At 66.7% G+C, this 17,190-nt stretch carries 14 protein-coding genes; 9 read left to right on the forward strand and 5 right to left on the reverse strand.

What is annotated here, in order from left to right:
- Nucleotides 1-117: 117 nt before the first annotated feature.
- The 4 genes from A5747_RS18420 to A5747_RS18435 all read right to left on the reverse strand — a co-directional run bounded on the left by A5747_RS18420 (nucleotide 118) and on the right by A5747_RS18435 (nucleotide 6,996).
- Entirely contained in the window at nucleotides 118-1,875 is a 1,758-nt protein-coding gene (locus A5747_RS18420; RefSeq protein ID WP_076126872.1) for a serine/threonine-protein kinase, read from the reverse strand.
- A 248-nt stretch (nucleotides 1,876-2,123) separates the two neighbouring features.
- Nucleotides 2,124-3,284, reverse strand: coding sequence for an ATPase/transcriptional regulator EmbR (embR, locus tag A5747_RS18425; protein WP_076126874.1), 1,161 nt, complete (start codon nucleotides 3,282-3,284; stop codon nucleotides 2,124-2,126).
- 5 nt (nucleotides 3,285-3,289) lie between these two features.
- Complete coding sequence (locus tag A5747_RS18430) at nucleotides 3,290-5,245, reverse strand: ABC transporter ATP-binding protein (RefSeq protein ID WP_369805139.1); 1,956 nt, start codon at nucleotides 5,243-5,245, stop codon at nucleotides 3,290-3,292.
- 5 nt (nucleotides 5,246-5,250) lie between these two features.
- Nucleotides 5,251-6,996 carry an ABC transporter ATP-binding protein gene (locus A5747_RS18435; protein WP_076127300.1) on the reverse strand — a complete coding sequence of 582 codons (1,746 nt, stop codon included), beginning with the start codon at nucleotides 6,994-6,996 and terminating at the stop codon, nucleotides 5,251-5,253.
- Nucleotides 6,997-7,193: 197 nt separating this feature from the next.
- On the opposite strand from A5747_RS18435, the gene A5747_RS18440 reads away from it, so the two are divergent.
- Nucleotides 7,194-7,742 (forward strand): DUF3558 domain-containing protein, encoded by a 549-nt coding sequence (locus A5747_RS18440; protein WP_076126877.1) that lies wholly within the window; start codon nucleotides 7,194-7,196, stop codon nucleotides 7,740-7,742.
- Nucleotides 7,739-8,281, forward strand: a complete 543-nt coding sequence (locus A5747_RS18445; protein ID WP_076126879.1) for a DUF3558 domain-containing protein — start codon at nucleotides 7,739-7,741, stop codon at nucleotides 8,279-8,281. The genes A5747_RS18440 and A5747_RS18445 overlap by 4 nt, the downstream gene beginning before the upstream one ends.
- A 1-nt stretch (nucleotide 8,282) precedes the next feature.
- On the opposite strand, the gene A5747_RS18450 is transcribed toward A5747_RS18445, so the two are convergent.
- Nucleotides 8,283-8,786, reverse strand: a complete 504-nt coding sequence (locus tag A5747_RS18450; RefSeq protein WP_076126881.1) for a histidine phosphatase family protein — start codon at nucleotides 8,784-8,786, stop codon at nucleotides 8,283-8,285.
- Nucleotides 8,787-8,904: 118 nt separating this feature from the next.
- Between A5747_RS18450 and A5747_RS18455 the strand changes: the two genes are divergently transcribed.
- The 7 genes from A5747_RS18455 to A5747_RS18485 all read left to right on the forward strand — a co-directional run bounded on the left by A5747_RS18455 (nucleotide 8,905) and on the right by A5747_RS18485 (nucleotide 17,186).
- Nucleotides 8,905-10,428, forward strand: a complete 1,524-nt coding sequence (locus tag A5747_RS18455) for a CdaR family transcriptional regulator (protein WP_076126884.1) — start codon at nucleotides 8,905-8,907, stop codon at nucleotides 10,426-10,428.
- Between the two features lie 245 nt (nucleotides 10,429-10,673).
- A complete protein-coding gene (locus tag A5747_RS18460; RefSeq protein WP_233148081.1) occupies nucleotides 10,674-11,240 on the forward strand; it encodes a hypothetical protein in 567 nt (188 codons plus the stop codon).
- 275 nt (nucleotides 11,241-11,515) lie between these two features.
- Complete coding sequence (locus A5747_RS18465) at nucleotides 11,516-12,040, forward strand: GreA/GreB family elongation factor (protein WP_076126888.1); 525 nt, start codon at nucleotides 11,516-11,518, stop codon at nucleotides 12,038-12,040.
- Nucleotides 12,041-12,093: 53 nt separating this feature from the next.
- Nucleotides 12,094-12,564, forward strand: a complete 471-nt coding sequence (locus tag A5747_RS18470) for a GreA/GreB family elongation factor (protein ID WP_076126890.1) — start codon at nucleotides 12,094-12,096, stop codon at nucleotides 12,562-12,564.
- Between the two features lie 147 nt (nucleotides 12,565-12,711).
- Nucleotides 12,712-13,323 (forward strand): STAS domain-containing protein, encoded by a 612-nt coding sequence (locus A5747_RS18475; RefSeq protein WP_076126892.1) that lies wholly within the window; start codon nucleotides 12,712-12,714, stop codon nucleotides 13,321-13,323.
- 105 nt (nucleotides 13,324-13,428) lie between these two features.
- Entirely contained in the window at nucleotides 13,429-14,571 is a 1,143-nt protein-coding gene (locus tag A5747_RS18480; RefSeq protein ID WP_076126894.1) for an exonuclease SbcCD subunit D, read from the forward strand.
- A complete protein-coding gene (locus A5747_RS18485; RefSeq protein ID WP_076126896.1) occupies nucleotides 14,568-17,186 on the forward strand; it encodes an ATP-binding protein in 2,619 nt (872 codons plus the stop codon). Before A5747_RS18480 ends, A5747_RS18485 begins: the two co-directional genes overlap by 4 nt.
- The last annotated feature ends 4 nt before the right edge of the window (nucleotides 17,187-17,190 follow it).

Raw genomic sequence — 17,190 nt, forward strand, 5'->3', positions numbered from 1 at the left:
CATCGACCCCACCCGCGAGGCCTGACCGTCACTCATCCCAGATCCTCCAAACCAACCCCAGACCCGCCGACCATACCGCCCGTAGCCGAGTGCCGGTATCCGTTGCCGCGCAATGGGTCAGCCGTACTTCTCCCACCATCCGTGCAGGTCCTCGATTGTCGGGGGGTCCCCGAAGACGTCACAGAGCATCAGTTTGGCGTCGTTGGTCCACACCACGTTCGGGTGATCCTTGTAGGTGGCGCAGGCGACCATGCCGGCGGTCACGGTCGGGCTCTTGTCGTAGTGCCAGCTGTCCGGTGACGGTCCGCCGCCGGGGCAGTTCATCAGCTGACCGGCGGCGATGTCGTCGTTGAACGCCTTCTTCAGGACATCGGCGTTGGCGAACAGTCCGTACACCGCGCGAGACGGGCCGCCCGGGTTGGTGTTCTGCCCGCAATCGACCATGGCCACCGCGTTCACCCAGACGCTGTTCGGCTTCGGGGTGGTCGGGGTGCAGGTGCCGCTGGCGTAGCCGGCGGGCAGCTGACTGAGCAGCTTGCCTTGGGGATCGCCGCCCGGGGTCGTGGTGGTGGTGGACCGCGAGGTCTTCGTGGTGGTGGGGGCCGTCGTCGTGGTGCTGTGCGCCTGCGGGTTGTTGTCATCGTTGCCGCCCATGACTATTGCGATGCCGATGGCGGCGCCGACGAGGACGACCACCAGCGCCACGGCGGCGGCGACGAGGGGCCAGGGGTTGCGTTTGGGTTTGAGTGGTTGGTTCCAGGATTGTTGGGGCGGGGGTGCGCCCCAGTTGGGGCCGGCGCCTTGATAAAACGCGGCGGGCTGACCGGCCGCGGGCACCGGGCCACTGGGTGGTCCCCAGGCCTGCCCGGGTTGCGCGGGCGGCGTCGGGCCCGAACCGGGCGCGGCGGCGCCCGCATACGGCGGGGGCGCGTCTTGCGCCGGCGCCGGCGGGCTCGGGGATGCCGCGGCAGGCGACGGTGCGCCGGGCAGGGTGGCTTCTTGGCTGCGGCGCAGGATGTTGTCGGCGTGGTCTTGGTCGGGGTCGGAGAGGGCTTCGTGGGCGGCCAGGGCCAGATCGCCGGCGCTGGCGAAGCGGTCCTCGGGTTTTTTGGCCATGCCGCGTGCGATCACGCCGTCGAGGGCCTTGGGGATGCCCGAGCGTGCCGTGCTGGGCTGGGGGATGGGCTGCATCAGATGCGCGGTGACCAACGTCGAGGCACTGTCGGCCCGATACGGCGGCGAACCGGTCAAGCACTCATAGAGCACACACGCCAGCGCATAGATGTCGGCGCGATAGGTGACCTCATCGTTGGAAAACCGTTCCGGCGCCATGTATTTCCACGTACCCACCGCCGTGCCCAACTGGGTCAGCTTCTCATCGGTGGTCGCACTGGCGATACCGAAATCCACCAGATAAGCAAAATCGTCACGGGTGACCAAGATGTTGGGCGGCTTGACGTCTCGATGCATCACCCCGGCCGCATGAGCGGCATCGAGCGCCGACGCGATCTGGGCGATAATGGCCACCGCCCGCGGCGGAGTCAACGGACCAAACCGCTTGAGCACACTATCGAGATCGGTGCCCTCGATCAGACGCATCTCCATGAACATCTGGCCATCGATCTCGCCGTAATCATGAATGGGCACCACATGGGGCTCCTGCAAACGCCCGGCAATACGGGCCTCCCGCTTCATCCGCTCCCGAAACACCGGATCGCGGCTAAAGGTGTCCGACATCAACTTCACGGCCACCGTCCACTCCTTGACGGTGTGCTCGGCCTCATACACCTCACCCATGCCACCACGGCCCAACAGCCGCTTGAGGTGATAAGGACCAAACATCGACCCCACCCGCGAGGCCTGACCGTCACTCATCCCAGATCCTCCAAACCAACCCCAGACCCGCCGACCATACCAACAAGTTTGCCCACATTCGCCCAGATCACCTATAACAACCGGCCTGCGACCCAGCGACCATACGGCCGGATGCCGGCGGAAACGACACACACCGACAAGGCCCTGTGGTGGTTGTCATGCGGCTTGGCCGCGCAGCGGTGCCGCGCTGTCGAAATGCTAGGCCGCGAAAGAAAAGCCGTGCACCGCAACCGTATTCGGCCTCGCGCCTAGACCTGGGTGGTATCGCCCGTTTTGTCGGCCGCGGCGATCCGAAACGTGAATTCGTGGTCGCAGATGCGGATGTGGTCACCGTCGTTGAGGGTGGCGGCCGAGCGGATCCGCTGGTGCCCCACATGCACGCCGTTCGATGACCGGAGGTCGTTGAGGATGTAGCTGGTGCCCGTGTCGACGATGACGGCGTGGTGTCGGCTGACGTTGGCGCCATCGAGGACTATGTCGTTGTCGCTTTGCCGCCCGATCCGGGTCGCGGCCGCCAGCAGCGGGTAGCGGCGCCCCGAGGCTTCGTCGAGATACGCGACGGCCTTCTGGCCCGGCACCTGGGTGCGCTGGTCGAGCACGGTGATCGTGCCGACGGCGGTGGTTTTGGCCGATTTCTTGGCGTCCAACGGATCCTGTCGGAGGATGAGCTCGTTGAGATCGCGCAGGGTTTGGCCGGGGTCGATGCCGAGGTCGTCGGCGAGGGTTGTTTTCACGCGGCGATAGGCGGCCAACGCGTCGGATTGGCGGTCGGTGAGGTAGTAGGCGGTGATCAGCTGGGCCCACAGCTGCTCGCGGTAGGGGTGTTCGGCGGTCAGGGCCTCGAGCTCGGCGATGATGTTCGCCGCCCGCCCGCACGCGAGTTCGGCTTCCGCCTTCGCGGTGTGGGCGAGCATCTTTTCCTCGGATAGCGAGGTGGCGTAGGTGTCGACGAACTGGAAGTCGCGCAGGTCGTCGAGGACCGGTCCGCGCCATTGAGCCAACGCATCCGTCAGGTGCCGGCTGGCCTGTTCGAAGCGGCCGGCGGCGGCCGCGTGCACGCCCGCGGTCTTCTCGGTGATGAACCGCCCGAGATCGCAAGCGTCCTCGGGGATGCTGAGTCGATAGCCCGGGGGCGCGGCCGCCAACACCGTTCGTGGATCGATCCCGGCGCCGCTGAGCAGCTTGCGCAGGTTGGACACGTAGGAGTGAATGCTGGCCCGCGCGCCCGACGGGGGCCGCTCCTCCCACACGGCGGTGATGAGCCGCTCGACGCCCACCGGACTGTTGCGATTGATCAGCAGCATGGCCAACACCGCTCGCTGCTTGGGCGTGCCCAACGGCACCAATGTGCCGTCAACGCTCATCTCTAACGGCCCGAGGAGGCCGAATTCGAGACGTTTGTCCGCCATCGCGCTTACCAGTCCTTCCGTCGTTCTGGTGAGTAGTTCGTGGATTCGGAAAAGGCCTGGGCCATCGCGTAGTAGGCGCCCCGGCGGCCCAGGAGCTCTGCGTGATTGCCTTGCTCGACGATCCGGCCGGACTGCACCACCAGAATGCGATCGGCGTCGCGGATGGTCGAAAGACGGTGCGCGATAATGAAACTCGTGCGATCCTGGCGTAGCTCACACATGGCGCGCTGAATGAGCGTCTCGGTGCGGGTGTCGACCGAGCTGGTCGCCTCGTCGAGGATCAACAGCTGCGGGCGGACAAGAAACGCGCGCGCGATCGTGATGAGCTGCTTCTCGCCGGCGCTGAGGTTGCCGCCGTCCCAGCCGACCCGGGTCTGGTAGCCGGCGGGCAGGGTGTGCACGAACCGGTCGACATAGGCCGACTTGGCGGCTTCCACCACCTCGTCCTCGCTGGCCTCGGGCCGCCCGTAGGCGATGTTCTCCGCGATCGTCCCGTCGAAGAGCCAGGTGTCCTGCAGCACCATGCCGATGCGCGAGCGCAGCGTTTGCCTGCTCATCGTGGTGATGTCGACCCCGTCGACGAGGATCCGGCCGGAATCGACGTCGTAGAACCGCATGAGCAGGTTCACCAGGGTGGTTTTGCCGGCCCCTGTCGGTCCGACGATCGCCACCGTGCTGCCGGGCTCGGCCACCAGCGACAGGTCCTCGATGACCGGGGTGCCCGGACGGTAGGCAAAGCTGACGCGCTCGAACTCGACCCGTCCGCTCGGCCCCGATCGACCGGCTGGTCCGGCCGGCTCGGGACCTGGCTCGGCTGCCGGAGTCTCCTCCGGCTCGTCGAGCAGCTCGAACACCCGCTCGGCGCTAGCGACTCCGGATTGCAGGGTGTTGTACATCCCGGCGACCTGGCTCAGCGGGGTATTGAACTGCCGCACATATTGGATGAACGCCTGAATGCTGCCGAGGGTGATTTGTCCGGTTGCCACCTGCAGCCCACCCATCACGGCCACCGCAACGTATCCCAGGTTGCCGACGAACGTCGTCGCCGGTGCGACCAGACCGGAGAAGAATTGGGAACCGAAGCTGGCGTGGTAGACGTCGTCGTTCAAACCGCGGAACTGCTCGCGCGCCGCGGCCTGGTGGCCGAACGTCTTGACGATCGTGAACCCGCTGTAGGTCTCCTCGATGTGCGCGTTGAGCCGTCCGATGCTCTTCCACTGCGCCGCGAACAGCCGTTGCGAACGGCGGGCGATCGCGCGCGTGGCCAGCAGCGAGACCGGCACGGTGAGCAAGGTGATGAGCGCCAGCAGCGGCGAGATCGACACCATCATCGCAAGCACCGCCACGATGGTCAGGATCGACGTCAGCAGCTGACTGAGCGTCATCGACAGCGACGATTGCAGGTTGTCGATGTCGTTGGTGACCCGGCTGAGCAGCTCGCCGCGCTGCCGTCCGTCGAAGTAGGCCAGTGGCAGTCGGTGCACCTTGTCCTCGACCTGGGAACGCAGCGCCACCATGGTGCGCTGCAGCGTGAGGTTCAGCAGCCGCGCTTGTATCCAAATCAGCAGCGACGCAACCAGATACAGCGCCAACGCCACCGCCAGCGTGCTGGCCACCGCGCCGAAGTCCACCCCTTTGCCCGGCACCACGTTCATCCCCGAGAGCAGATCGGCGAAGCCCGTGTCGCCGCGGCTGCGGGCCGCAGCGACGGCCTGTGCTTTGGTGATACCGGCCGGGAGGCCGCGGCCGATCACGCCGTTGAACAGCAGATCGGTGGCATGGCCGAGGATTCGCGGAACGACGACGCCGATCGCCGTGCCGGTGATACCGAGGCAGATCACCGCGGTGGCCAGCCCTCGTTGCGGCGCAAGCTGTTTCACCAGCCGCATCGCCGAACCCCAGAAATCGCGGGACCGCGCGGCCGGCGCCGGCGCGGCGCCCCGGGTCGGCCTACTGGTCACCGCCGTCATTGTGCGTCCCCGACCCCGGCGCCGACGGACTGCGAGTCGGCGAATTCCGCGTAGGTGGGGCACTCGGCCAGCAGCGATTCATGGGTGCCCGAACCGACCATGATCCCGTTGTCGACGACGATCACCTGGTCCGCCTGGGCGGCGGTCGAAATTCGTTGCGTGACAGCGATGATGGTGGCGCCCGCCGATATCGCGCGCAGCGAGTCGCGCACCTGCGCGTCGGTGTGCACGTCGAGCGCGGAGAACGCGTCGTCGACGAGATAGATGGCCGGGCGGCGGATGACCGCGCGGGCGATGGCAAGCCGCTGCCGTTGCCCACCGGAGAAGTTGATTCCACCCTGGGCGACCCGCATGCGCAGTCCGTCGTCGTGTGCCCGGACGAATCCCTCGGCGGCCGCCATTCGCAGCGCGTCCCACATCTCCTCGTCTGACGCGTCGACCTTGCCGTAACGCAGGTTTTCCTCGACGGTGCCGGAGAAGAGGTAGCCGCGCTGGGGGACCAGCCCGATCGCGGACCAGAGTCGCTCGGTGTGGTAGTCGCGGACGTCGACGTCGTCGACCAGGACGGCGCCGGCCGTCACGTCGTAGAGCCGGGCGATCAGCGATATCAGCGTCGACTTTCCCGAGCCGGTGCTTCCGACGATAACGGTGGTGCTGCCGGGTAGCGCCGTGAACGAGATGTCCTGCAGCACTGGGCGATCCGCGCCAGGATAGGTGAAGGTGGCGTTCTGCACGCGCACGACTCCGGTGATCCCGTCGCGCGGAAATTTGGGGCTCGGCGGATCGCCGATCGCCGGGCGGGTGGACAGCACCTCGGTGATCCGTTCGGCGCACACGGACGCCCGGGGCAAGATGACCAGTGTCATCGTCGCCATCAGCACCGCCATCAGGATCTGGGTGAAGTAGGCCAGAAACGCGGTAAGTGAGCCGACCTGCATCTGGCCGCGATCGATGCGCAACCCGCCGAACCAGATCAGCGCGACGCTGGACACGTTGATGGTCAGCGTGGTCACCGGCAGCATCAACGCCTGCCAGTTGCCGGCGTTCAGCGACGCGTTCGACAGTGCCGCATTAGCTCGGGCAAACCGGTCGCGCTCGAAGCGTTCGCGGGTGAACGCGCGCACTACACGGACGCCGGCAAGCTGGTCGCGCATCACCCGGTTGATGCCGTCGATCAGGCTCTGCATCCTGCGGAAAAGCGGCAGCATGTGCGACATGATCCAGTAGTTGGTCACGGCCAGGATCGGAACGCTGACCAGCAGCAGCCACGTCAGCGCGGCCTCCTGATGGATCGCCATGAAGATGCCGCCGACACACATGATCGGCGCGGTGACCAGAACCGTGGCCCCCATCTGGACCAGGTATTGGATCTGCCGGACGTCGTTGGTGCTGCGGGTCAGCAGCGTCGGTGCGCCGAACCGTGCGGTGTCGCGCTCGGAGAAGGTGGTGACGTGTTCGAACATCGCCCAGCGCAGGTCGCGGCCGAAGCCCATCCCCGTCCGCGAGCCGACGTAGAGCGCCCCGACCGAACACAACAGCTGTACACCCGTGACCGCGAGCATCAGCACGCCGAGGCTGAGGATGGCGGCGGTATCGCCCTTGGCGACGCCGTCGTCGATGATCGCCGCGTTGACCGTGGGCAGGTACAGCGTCGCCAGGGTGCTGATTATCTGGAGCACCGTCAGCACCGCGACCAGCCGACGGTACGGCCGGATGTACTGGCGCAGCAGTGCCAGGAGCATTTGGTAACTGTCGCATATGGCAGGGGTCCCGGTCCCGAGCACCGCCGGACGGTTGCGCGCTCGCGCCGCATCCGGCAACGGCATTGAATTGCCAGCTCAGCGGGCGCGTCGGTGGTTGACCCGCGGGGCTGCCGCTACAGTGCATCGTGTGGGGCATCGTGTGGACCGGCAGCAGGCTGAGAAGAAGCAGAGTATCGGTGCGTCGTAACCTGACAGCGCTCGCCGTCGCGGCGTCGGCCACGATCCTGATTTCTGCGGGGTGCTCGAGTTCCGGCGACAACAAACCAGGCGCGACTTCATCGACCGAACCTGGGAGCGGGGACGGTCACCACGGGCCGATGTTCCCGCAATGCGGCGGCGTCGGCGATCAGACGGTGGCGGAACTGACCAAGGTAAACGGACTGATCAATACCGCCCGGAACTCCGTTGGGTGCCAGTGGCTGGCGGGCGGCGGCATTCTCGGCCCGCACTTCTCCTTCTCCTGGTACCGCGGCAGCCCGATCGGTCGCGAACGCAAGACCGAGGAGCTGTCGCGGGCGAGCGTCGATGACATCAACATCAACGGCCACGGGGGTTTCATCGCCGTCGGCAACGAACCGAACCTGGGCGACTCGCTGTGCGAGGTCGGGATCCAATTCCAGGACGACTTCATCGAATGGTCGATCAGCTTTAGCCAGAAGCCGTTCCCGCCGCCGTGCGACATAGCCAAAGAACTGGCCCGTCAGTCGATTGCGAACGCGAAATGAGCAGCCGAGGCGTGCGTGGCGGTGTCGCCGTGTTGATCATCGCGCTGATGGTGGCGACCGGTTGTTCACGGTCGGTCGGCGGTAAGGCCATCAAGGCGGGCGGCCCGTCCCCCAATAACAACTCCCAGCAGCAGTACCCCAACCTGCTGAAGGAATGCGAGGTCTTGACCTCCGACATCCTGGCCAAGACCGTGGGTGCCGATCCGCTCGACATCCAGAGCACCTTCGTCGGCGCGATCTGCCGGTGGCAGGCGGCCAACCCCGCCGGACTGATCGACATCACCAGGTTCTGGTTCGAACAGGGCAGCCTGGGCAACGAGCGCAAGGTTGCTGACTTCCTGAGGTACAAGGTCGAGAGCCGTCAGATCGCGGGCATCAACTCGATTGTGATGCGCCCCGACGATCCGAACGGCGCGTGCGGAGTGGCCAGCGACGCGGCGGGGGTGGTCGGCTGGTGGGTGAATCCCCAGGCGCCCGGTATCGACGCCTGTGCGCAGGCCATCAAGCTGATGGAGTTGACGCTGGCCACCAACTCCTAGGTCAGCGCGGTATCTCGAAGGCGACCAGCGCGGCCCGGTTGAGTTCCACCCCTTTCCAGCAGCCGGCCACGCTCAGCACCGCGATCGCCGACGTCGGAAATTTCTCCGAAATGCGTTGCACCGCAGCCGTATCGGTGCCCTCGGCGCCCGCTAGGCCGATCGCCACGTTGGAGGTTGTCGGTTCGTGCCCGACGACGAGCAGGGTGTTGACGCTGTCGGCGACACCATTGATTTCGTCGATCATCGTGCCGGGGGTGGCGCCGTAGAGTCGCTCGCTGTATCGCACCATGGCGTCAATGCCCGTCCTGTCCAACGTCTGCCGGGCACGCGTGGCCGTCGAACACAGCACGGCATCGACGGGGGGCACGTTGGCGCGCAACCAGTCGCCGGCCAGCCCGGCCTCGCGGATGCCCCGCGGCGCCAACGGCCGGTCGTGATCGACGACGCCATCCGGGTACGACGACTTCGCGTGCCGCATCAGCAGCAGGGTGCGTTGCCCATTCACCCGACTCACGTTAGTGCTCGAAGTTCGGCTTGAGCGCTGTCGCCGACGACGCGTCGTGTCTAGAGTTCGTTAACGGTCACCGCAATGTCGCTGTGGTCGATGGTATGGGGAGCGGCTCGTGATTACGTTGGACCGCTTGGTGAATGTGTTGGGCGATTACGGCGTCCGCCTGAAGTGGTCGTCTGTGCCGCGATCGACGGAATTGCGCAGCGTGGTTATCCACGAGACCGCGGGTGACCACACCGTGGTCGGCGACGTCTTGTTGGCCATCGGTGCAGACACCGTGGCCCAAGCTGTGCAGTGGGCAGCCTCTGCTGGATCCGTCGTGGTGCTGGTGCGCGGCGACGGCCAGCAGGTCACTTTCGACGGTGCGGACGCGGCTCTCGCGATCATGGTTCTCGACGAGGAGATGGCCTGGAGCGAAGTCGCGGCGGTTGTCTACGGACTCGTAATGGAGGGCCGTGAGACGGAGTCCGGCCGCGGCCCCACCGATTTGTTCGCGCTGGCGGACAGTCTGGCGGATGTCATCGGCGGTGCCGTTGTAATCCACGATCGGCTGTTGCGGGTGTTGGCGTATTCGAGGCAGCAACGGCATGCCGACGCTGCGCGGGTTGCGACAATCCTCGAGCGACAGACGCCGGAGCAGCTGCGCGCATTGTTCGAGGCCCGTGGAGTATTCGCGCATCTGGCGGACTCCGACGATCCGCTGTTTGTCGCGGAGGACAACGAGCGCGGCATGTCTGGCCGGATGGTGGTGGCGGTGCGCTCAGGACGAGAACTTATCGGGTCGGTTTGGGTCGCGTGCTCGGCGCCGCTGGAAGGCGGCGCTCTAAGCGCCTTGGCCGACGGTGCGCACACGGTGGCCCTGCATCTGCTGCGGTCGCGGGCCAGCGCGGACCTGGAGCGTCATGTCGAATCCGAGCTGGTGATCCGCCTACTGGAGGGCACCGCTGATGCCGCCACCGTGGCCAGCAGGCTGGGTTTGCCGCACGGCCCATTGCGCGTGATTGCACTCCGAGCGTTCGTCGGAGCGGACCGCGATGCTGCGCTGCTGCTCGCGTTCGAGCGCGCGACCATGGGTTTCGGCTGGTCACGTCCGGGCCGCAGCGCGTTGGCAGGCAACACCGTTTACACCGTGCTTCCCGGGGACGAGGCAACGACGGCGCGGCGCTGGGTGAGCGGTTTGGGGGCGGCCCTTCCCGAACGGGCCACGGTGTTGGCCGGTATCAGCGGGGTGGCTGAGGTGACTGAACTCGCCGCCGCGCGCGACGAGGCCGAGGAATGTTTGGCGCTGCACGAGATGTCGCCCCGCGCGGCGCCTCCGGTCTATGACGAGTCGTGGGCTGACATCCTGCTGCAGCGATTACGCACCGCGGCGCGCTCGGGCCGGTCCCCATCGCGCGGGCCGGTGGCCGAGCTAGGCCGCCACGACCGAGCCAACGGGACCGACTACGTGGCCACGCTGCGAGCATGGCTCGAGGCCCAGGGCGACCCCACCGCTGCGGGTGAACGTCTGGGAGTGCACGAGAACACCGTGCGTTACCGGCTGCGCAAGATGGCCGAGATCACCGATCTGCCGTTAGACGACGCCAGGAAGCGGCTGGCGATGATGATAGAACTCGCGGCCATCGACACCGATTGATCAGGTGCGCTGTCGTAGCTCGACAAAGCGCGGCAGCGTGGTTGTCCGGCTGCGGCAAAGCTTGCGGCAGCGATTCACACCATCATGGGGGTTGCCAAGTCAGGGCCAGGTTCGAGTGGCGGCCGGTGTTCGGCCGCCTTGCACTGGCTCAAACCCCCGCACTCTCCGATGGGAAACGTTCGATGTCCACCTCAGAGCCCGGTCATCGCCGGATCGGCGATCGCCGACCCGGCGACGACGGCGCGATGGAGACCTTCACCGTGCCGTTGCCGCGGACGCTGTTTGTACGGCTGTTTGGTCGTAACCCGTTGGTACGCGCCACGGATCGGGTGGAGGGACTGATTTTGGTGTTGGTCGTTGTGGTGTCATTGATCGCAGTGCCTATCAGTGCCGCCGTGGGCACCGCTGTCCACGATTCTCGAAGCCGCGCCTACGCCGAACAGGTCCAAACCCGCCGCCCGGTGACCGCGACTATCACGGGGGACAGTCATCCGCGCCGGGACCTTGAAAGCCCAACGGTCACGGTTCCTGCGCGATGGATTGCTTCCGGGGCCGAACGCTCCGGCGACGTCACAGCACCGCTGACGGCCAAGATCGGCGACGATATTGAGATTTGGGTAGATGCCGGAGGCCATCCGGTGGCCCAACCGGTCAACACTGCCCGCACCGAGGCGGTGGCCTTCGCGGCCGCGACCTGGTGGGCCATAAGCCTCATGGCGGTGGCTTTGTTCGCCCGCGCACGAATCACCCTTGACCGACTCCGTTACGACCAATGGCAACAGAGCTTCGATCGCCTCGTCGAGCGACGATAGGTCAGCACGCGCGCACGCGGTGGTCGCTATCGGGCACGGCGGCAGCAGCTTTGTCGGGTCGCGACAATGCTCGACGGCGCCGTTGTTCGTTTCCGGCAAACAGTGCGGCGCCTGCGCGAGCCATCATGGAATTAGGCGGCCCCCGGCACTTTTCGCGTCACGCGGGCTAAGCCCGCAGCGAATATTTCGCCCATAACGTGCCCCGAGTGGTCAGGGGGGGGGCCCCGGGCGGCCCCCCCCCGACGACGCCCTCGATACGAAAGGACATCAATCCAATGACCACCATCCAACGCGTCCGGATGACGCACCACGACTACACCCGACTGCACGACGAACTTGCCGCGCACCGCTCGCGCCGCGGCATCGAGGTTCCCGACGACTTCATGGATTACGACGCGAATCGCGCCGCGCGCCACTCGGCGCGACAAGCACGCATCCGCGAGATCGAGGATTTACTGAGCAACGCGGTGGTCGTCGGTGCGGAAGCCGTCTTCGACCCCGTCGCCGAACCGGGCATGGTGTTGACCGTCCGTTACGACGACACCGGCGACACCGAAACATTTCTGCTCGGCAGGTCTGACGTGGACGACGCCGGCATCAAGGTCTACTCAATGGCATCGCCGCTGGGCCGCATGATTGCCGGTGCCCGTCCCGGCGATCAGCGCGTCTACGCAATTCCTGGTGAGGCCGGACGGCTCGTGACGCTGCTGAAGGCGGTGCCCTGTGGGATATATGTGGCGAAACGACATGGGCCGCAGTCTTTTTCACGGATGTATCGCGACTGCTCAATGGGGACCTAACGCCCTTCGGGCCAGCCCATGATCATCATTGTCACGCGACGAAAGGAACAGATATGACCAACCCGCAAACGCGCGTGTGGATTTCGCCGCAAGGCTACGAGCGGCTCCAAAGGGAACTGACCACCCTTCGTGAGCTATGTTGCGCCGCAACGGCTGACGGTGATATCGTTGAAAACAATGTGGCCGTGCAACGAGCGTGGCAGGCGCGTATTCAACGGATCCATGATGTGATGAGCAACGCCGTCGTCGGTGTGGATCCACCTGACGACGGGATTGCCGAACCCGGCATGGTTTTGACCATTCGCTACGACGAGACCGGCGACACCGAAACTTTCCTACTGGGTGTGCGCGGAGCCGAATACGGCGACATGAACGTCTACTCCAACCGATCTCCGCTCGGCGCCGCCATCGAAGGCGCACGCCCCGGCGAGCGTCGCACCTACACCCTGCCCAGCGGCGCCGCCCTCACCGTCACACTCCTGGAAGCCGTTCCCTATGGCATCCACACAGCTGAAGTGAAATAACGGCGCGCTATGCAGCCCGGATAGTAACTAGCACAGAACAATTGGAAGGATTCCGCCACAATGTCAACTATTCTCGAGTATCGCGACACCGATAGTTACGCGCGACAGCTTGCACGCAATTGCTCGTTGGCCGCCGCTCACGCCGGCATGTCGCTGCGCACCCATTTCCGGCCGGAAATGACCATCGTCGAGGTGCGCGGCGCGCTCGACGCCCACAACGCCGAGCGGCTGAGCGACCACATCGACGACCTGGCCACCCGCGACCGGCCGCTAATCATTGACCTCTACTCTGTGGATTTCTTTGGCAGCGACGGTTTCCGAGCATTGGTCAAGGTTGCCGAAACCTGCCAGCGCGAAGGTTTGCGATGGGCGTTGGTGACGAGCCGCGCGGTCGATCGGCTGCTGGATACCGACAATGGTAACCACGCCTTTCCCGCTGCGGCATCGCTGGACGAAGCCATGCGGCAACTGACACCGCCGGGCCATGCGTGGTCGCCACCCCAGCGCATCGCGCCAACTGGATCGCGAGGCGCGTCCCGGGTGAGCCATCGGGGGCGCGGGGTGCCTGGCATGGGCAAATTCACCGAGAAATTGAAATCGGTGCTCATGCACCACGAGTTATCGGACATCCCCGCCAAGCAGATCCACAGGTGGGAAGACGAGGGTGGCTTCATCCCGCCCGAGCGCAAACCGCGTCGGGCATTCACTCGGCGTAGTCGAACATGCGGTCACTCGTTCGGCGGCGGAAAGGCCGGATGAGGACGCCCGGAGGCATGCCGGTGCGCGTCCCCCGACTTGTCGGTGTCCGGACCTAGACTCGCGGTGCCTCGATAGCCACGCAGTTTCGGAAAGGCGGCCGCCCGGATGCGATTCCTGCACACCGCCGATTGGCAGCTGGGCATGACCAGGCACTTTCTTGCCGGCGACGCCCAGCCGCGGTATTCCGCGGCCCGCCGTGACGCCGTGGCCGGCCTGGGGGCGCTGGCGGCCGAGGTGGGCGCCGAGTTCGTCGTGGTGGCGGGTGACGTCTTCGAGCACAATCAGCTCGCCCCGCAGGTGATCGGCCAGTCCCTGGAAGCCATGCGCGCCATAGGCATTCCGGTCTACTTACTGCCGGGCAACCACGATCCGCTGGACGCGTCATCCGTCTACACCAGCGCACTGTTCACCGCCGAACGCCCCGACAACGTCGTGGTGCTCGATGAAGCCGGCATCCATCAGGTTCGGCCCGGCGTGGAGATCGTCGCCGTGCCGTGGCGGTCCAAGGCCCCGACCACTGACCTGGTCGCCGAAGTCCTCGAGGGCCTAACCCCGGCTCCGGCCACGCGTATCCTCGTCGCCCACGGTGGCGTCGACGTGCTGGACCCCGATCGAGACAAGCCCTCGCTGATTCGCCTCGCGCGGCTTGAGGAGGCGTTGGCCCGCGGCGCGCTGCACTATGTGGCACTGGGGGACAAGCATTCGCTCACCCAGGTCGGCGACACCGCCCGCGTCTGGTATTCCGGATCGCCGGAAGTCACCAATTTCGACGATGTCGAATCCGACCCCGGCCACGTCCTGGTCGTCGACATCGATGAACACCGCAAAGTATCCGTAACGGCCCGGCACATCGGCCGCTGGCGGTTCGTCACGTTGCAGCGCCAGGTCGACACCAGCCGCGACATCGCCGATCTCGACATGAACCTCGACCAGTTGACTGACAAGGACCGGACCGTGGTGCGGCTGGCGCTGACGGGTTCGCTGACCGTCACCGACCGCGCCGCGTTGGACGCCTGCCTGGACCGATACGCGCGGCTGTTCGCCCACCTGCGAACCTGGGACAGCCACACCGATCTGGCCGTGATACCCGCCGACGGCGAATTCACCGACCTCGGCATCGGGGGGTTCGCCGCCGCAGCCGTCGAGGAGTTGGTGGCAACCGCGCGCGAGGGCGACACCGAATCGGCGGTCGACGCGCAGGCCGCGCTGGCGCTCTTGCTGCGGCTCACCGATCGGGGCGCCGCGTGAAGCTGCATCGGTTGGTCCTGACCAACTACCGCGGCATCGCACACCGCGAGATCGAGTTTCCCGACCACGGAGTGGTCGTGGTCAGCGGCGCCAACGAGATCGGCAAGTCGTCGATGATCGAAGCGTTGGATCTGCTGCTGGAATCCAGGGACCGTTCGACGAAGAAGGAAGTCAAGCAGGTCAAGCCGACCAACAGCGACGTCGGCTCCGAGGTGACTGCCGAAATCAGCTGCGGTGCTTATCGTTTCATCTATCGCAAGCGGTTCCACAAGAAATGCGAAACCGAATTGACGGTGCTGGCGCCCCGGCGTGAACAGCTGACCGGCGACGAGGCGCACGAACGCGTCCGGGCGATACTCGCCGAGACGGTCGACAACGACCTGTGGCACGCCCAGCGGGTGCTGCAGGCCGCGTCGACCGCCGCGGTGGACCTATCCGGTTGCGACGCGCTGTCGCGTGCGCTCGACGTGGCGGCCGCGCAATCCGACACCGACGCGGCACTCTCCGGCACCGAGCCGTTGCTCATCGAGCGGATCGATACCGAGTACGCGCGCTACTTCACCCCAACCGGCCGGCCCACCGGGGAGTGGGCCGGCGCGATCTCCAGGCTGGCCGACGCCGAGGCCGCGGTGGCGGAATGCGTGGCGGCGGTCGCCGAGGTCGACGACCGGGTCCGGCGCCACGCCGTTCTGACCGAGGAAGTGGCCGAGCTGTCGCAGCTGCGCCTGGCCGCCGGCCCGCGGTTGTCCGCCGCGCAGGCCGCCGCCGACAAGATCGCGGAACTCACCCGCCAGGCGCGTGAAGCCAAGCTCGTCGCCGAGGCCGCGGCCGCGACCAGCGCCGCGGCGGCCGTCGCGCACAGCGGACGGTCGCGGCTGCTCACCGAAATCCAAACCCGCACCGCGGCTGTCGCCGCCGCCGAGGCCGAGGCGCAAGAAGCCGCCGATGCCGAGTCGACGGCACGCACCGAAGCCGAGGCCTCCGCCGCTGCGGCCGAGAAGGCCGCCCAGGCCCTGGCGGAGCTGCAAGGCCGCGTCGAATCCGCGAGGCGCGCCGTCGACCGGTTCGCCGACCTCGAGGAGGCCGACCGGTTGAGCACCCGGCTGGCCAAGATCGACGCTATCCAGCGCGACCGCGACCGGGTCTGCGAAGAGCTCGCCGCTCTCGTCATGACGGAGGAGCTGCTGCATCGCATCGAAAGCGCCGCGGCCGCAGTCGATCGCGGCGCCGACCAGCTGGCCGCGATCTCGGCGGCCGTTGAGTTCACCGCCGTCGCCGACCTCGAGCTCGCCGTTGGCGACCAACGGATAACGTTGCCGGCGGGTCAAACCTGGTCCACCACCGCCACCGGCCCAACCGAAGTCGATATTCCCGGGGTCCTGACCGCGCGGATCACGCCCGGCGCGACCGCGCTCGATGTTCAGGCCAAACATGCTGCGGCACAACAGGAGCTGGCCGCCGCACTCGCCGCCGCAGGTGTAGCCGACCTCACGGCCGCGCGACGCGCCGACCAACGCCGTCGTGAGTTGCAGAGCGGCCGCGACCAGCTGAACGCAACGCTGTCCGGCCTGTGCGGCGACGAAGGCGTAGACCAGCTGCGCTCGCGGCTGGCGCAGTTGCACGCTGACCAGCCGTCGGAACCCACGAATATCACCGCCGCCCGCGGCGAACTCGACGCGGCCGACGCCGCTCGGGCGGCCGCGGAGACAGACTGCGAGACAAGTCGCCATGCCGCGGTGGCGGCCGCATCACGGCTGACTGAGACATCCACCCGGGCAACGGTTTTGATCGACAAAGCGGCCACTCAACGCGCCGAGCTCGAAAGGGCGACCAACCAGCTGGCCCTCGAGCGCGCGTCAGTGAGCGACGAGGATCTCTCGGCGTCGGCGGAGTCGAGCCAGCGGGCCGCCGCCACGGCGCAGCAGCGCGCCGCCGAGCTGGCCGAGGAACTGGCCGCCGCGGCACCCGACGCGGTGGCCGCGGAATTGGCCGACGCCAAGCAGGCGGCCGAGTCGCTGGACGATCGCTACGAAGACGCCGCCCGCGCGTTGCGCGAGATCAGCATTGAACTCTCCGTCATCGGCAGCGAGGGGCGCCACGGCAAGCTCGACGCGGCGGAGACGGAACTCGAACACGCCACCAGCGAACACACCCGGGTCGGCCAGCGGGCCCGGGCCGCGGAGCTACTGCGGTCGGTGATGGCACGGCACCGCGACACCACCCGACTGCGCTATGTCGAGCCCTACCGCACCGAACTGCAGCGGCTCGGCCGTCCCGTGTTCGGGCCGACGTTCGAGGTCGACATCGACAGCGATCTGTGCATCCGCAGCCGAACGCTGGACGGCGTCACGGTGCCCTACGAATCCCTGTCGGGCGGGGCCAAGGAGCAGCTCGGCATTCTGGCGCGGCTGGCCGGCGCGGCTCTGGTCGCCAAGGAGGACTCCGTCCCGGTAGTCGTCGACGACGCGCTGGGGTTCACCGACCCGGATCGGCTGGCCAAGATGGGGCAGGTATTCGACACCGTGGGCGCCCACGGTCAGGTGATCGTGCTGACGTGCAGTCCCGACCGCTACGACGGCGTCACGGGCGCACAGCGCATCGATCTGAACGTTTAGCACC

Source organism: Mycobacterium sp. IS-836, from assembly GCF_001954275.1.
Lineage (GTDB): Bacteria > Actinomycetota > Actinomycetes > Mycobacteriales > Mycobacteriaceae > Mycobacterium.

Bases quoted from the DNA above. Each gene is read 5' to 3' on its own strand.
- A5747_RS18420 (WP_076126872.1), bottom strand. From the start codon at position 1,875: ATGAGTGACGGTCAGGCCTCGCGGGTGGGGTCGATGTTTGGTCCTTAT.
- embR (WP_076126874.1), bottom strand. From the start codon at position 3,284: ATGGCGGACAAACGTCTCGAATTCGGCCTCCTCGGGCCGTTAGAGATG.
- A5747_RS18435 (WP_076127300.1), bottom strand. From the start codon at position 6,996: ATGCTCCTGGCACTGCTGCGCCAGTACATCCGGCCGTACCGTCGGCTG.
- A5747_RS18445 (WP_076126879.1), top strand. From the start codon at position 7,739: ATGAGCAGCCGAGGCGTGCGTGGCGGTGTCGCCGTGTTGATCATCGCG.
- A5747_RS18460 (WP_233148081.1), top strand. From the start codon at position 10,674: ATGGAGACCTTCACCGTGCCGTTGCCGCGGACGCTGTTTGTACGGCTG.
- A5747_RS18465 (WP_076126888.1), top strand. From the start codon at position 11,516: ATGACCACCATCCAACGCGTCCGGATGACGCACCACGACTACACCCGA.
- A5747_RS18470 (WP_076126890.1), top strand. From the start codon at position 12,094: ATGACCAACCCGCAAACGCGCGTGTGGATTTCGCCGCAAGGCTACGAG.
- A5747_RS18475 (WP_076126892.1), top strand. From the start codon at position 12,712: ATGTCGCTGCGCACCCATTTCCGGCCGGAAATGACCATCGTCGAGGTG.
- A5747_RS18480 (WP_076126894.1), top strand. From the start codon at position 13,429: ATGCGATTCCTGCACACCGCCGATTGGCAGCTGGGCATGACCAGGCAC.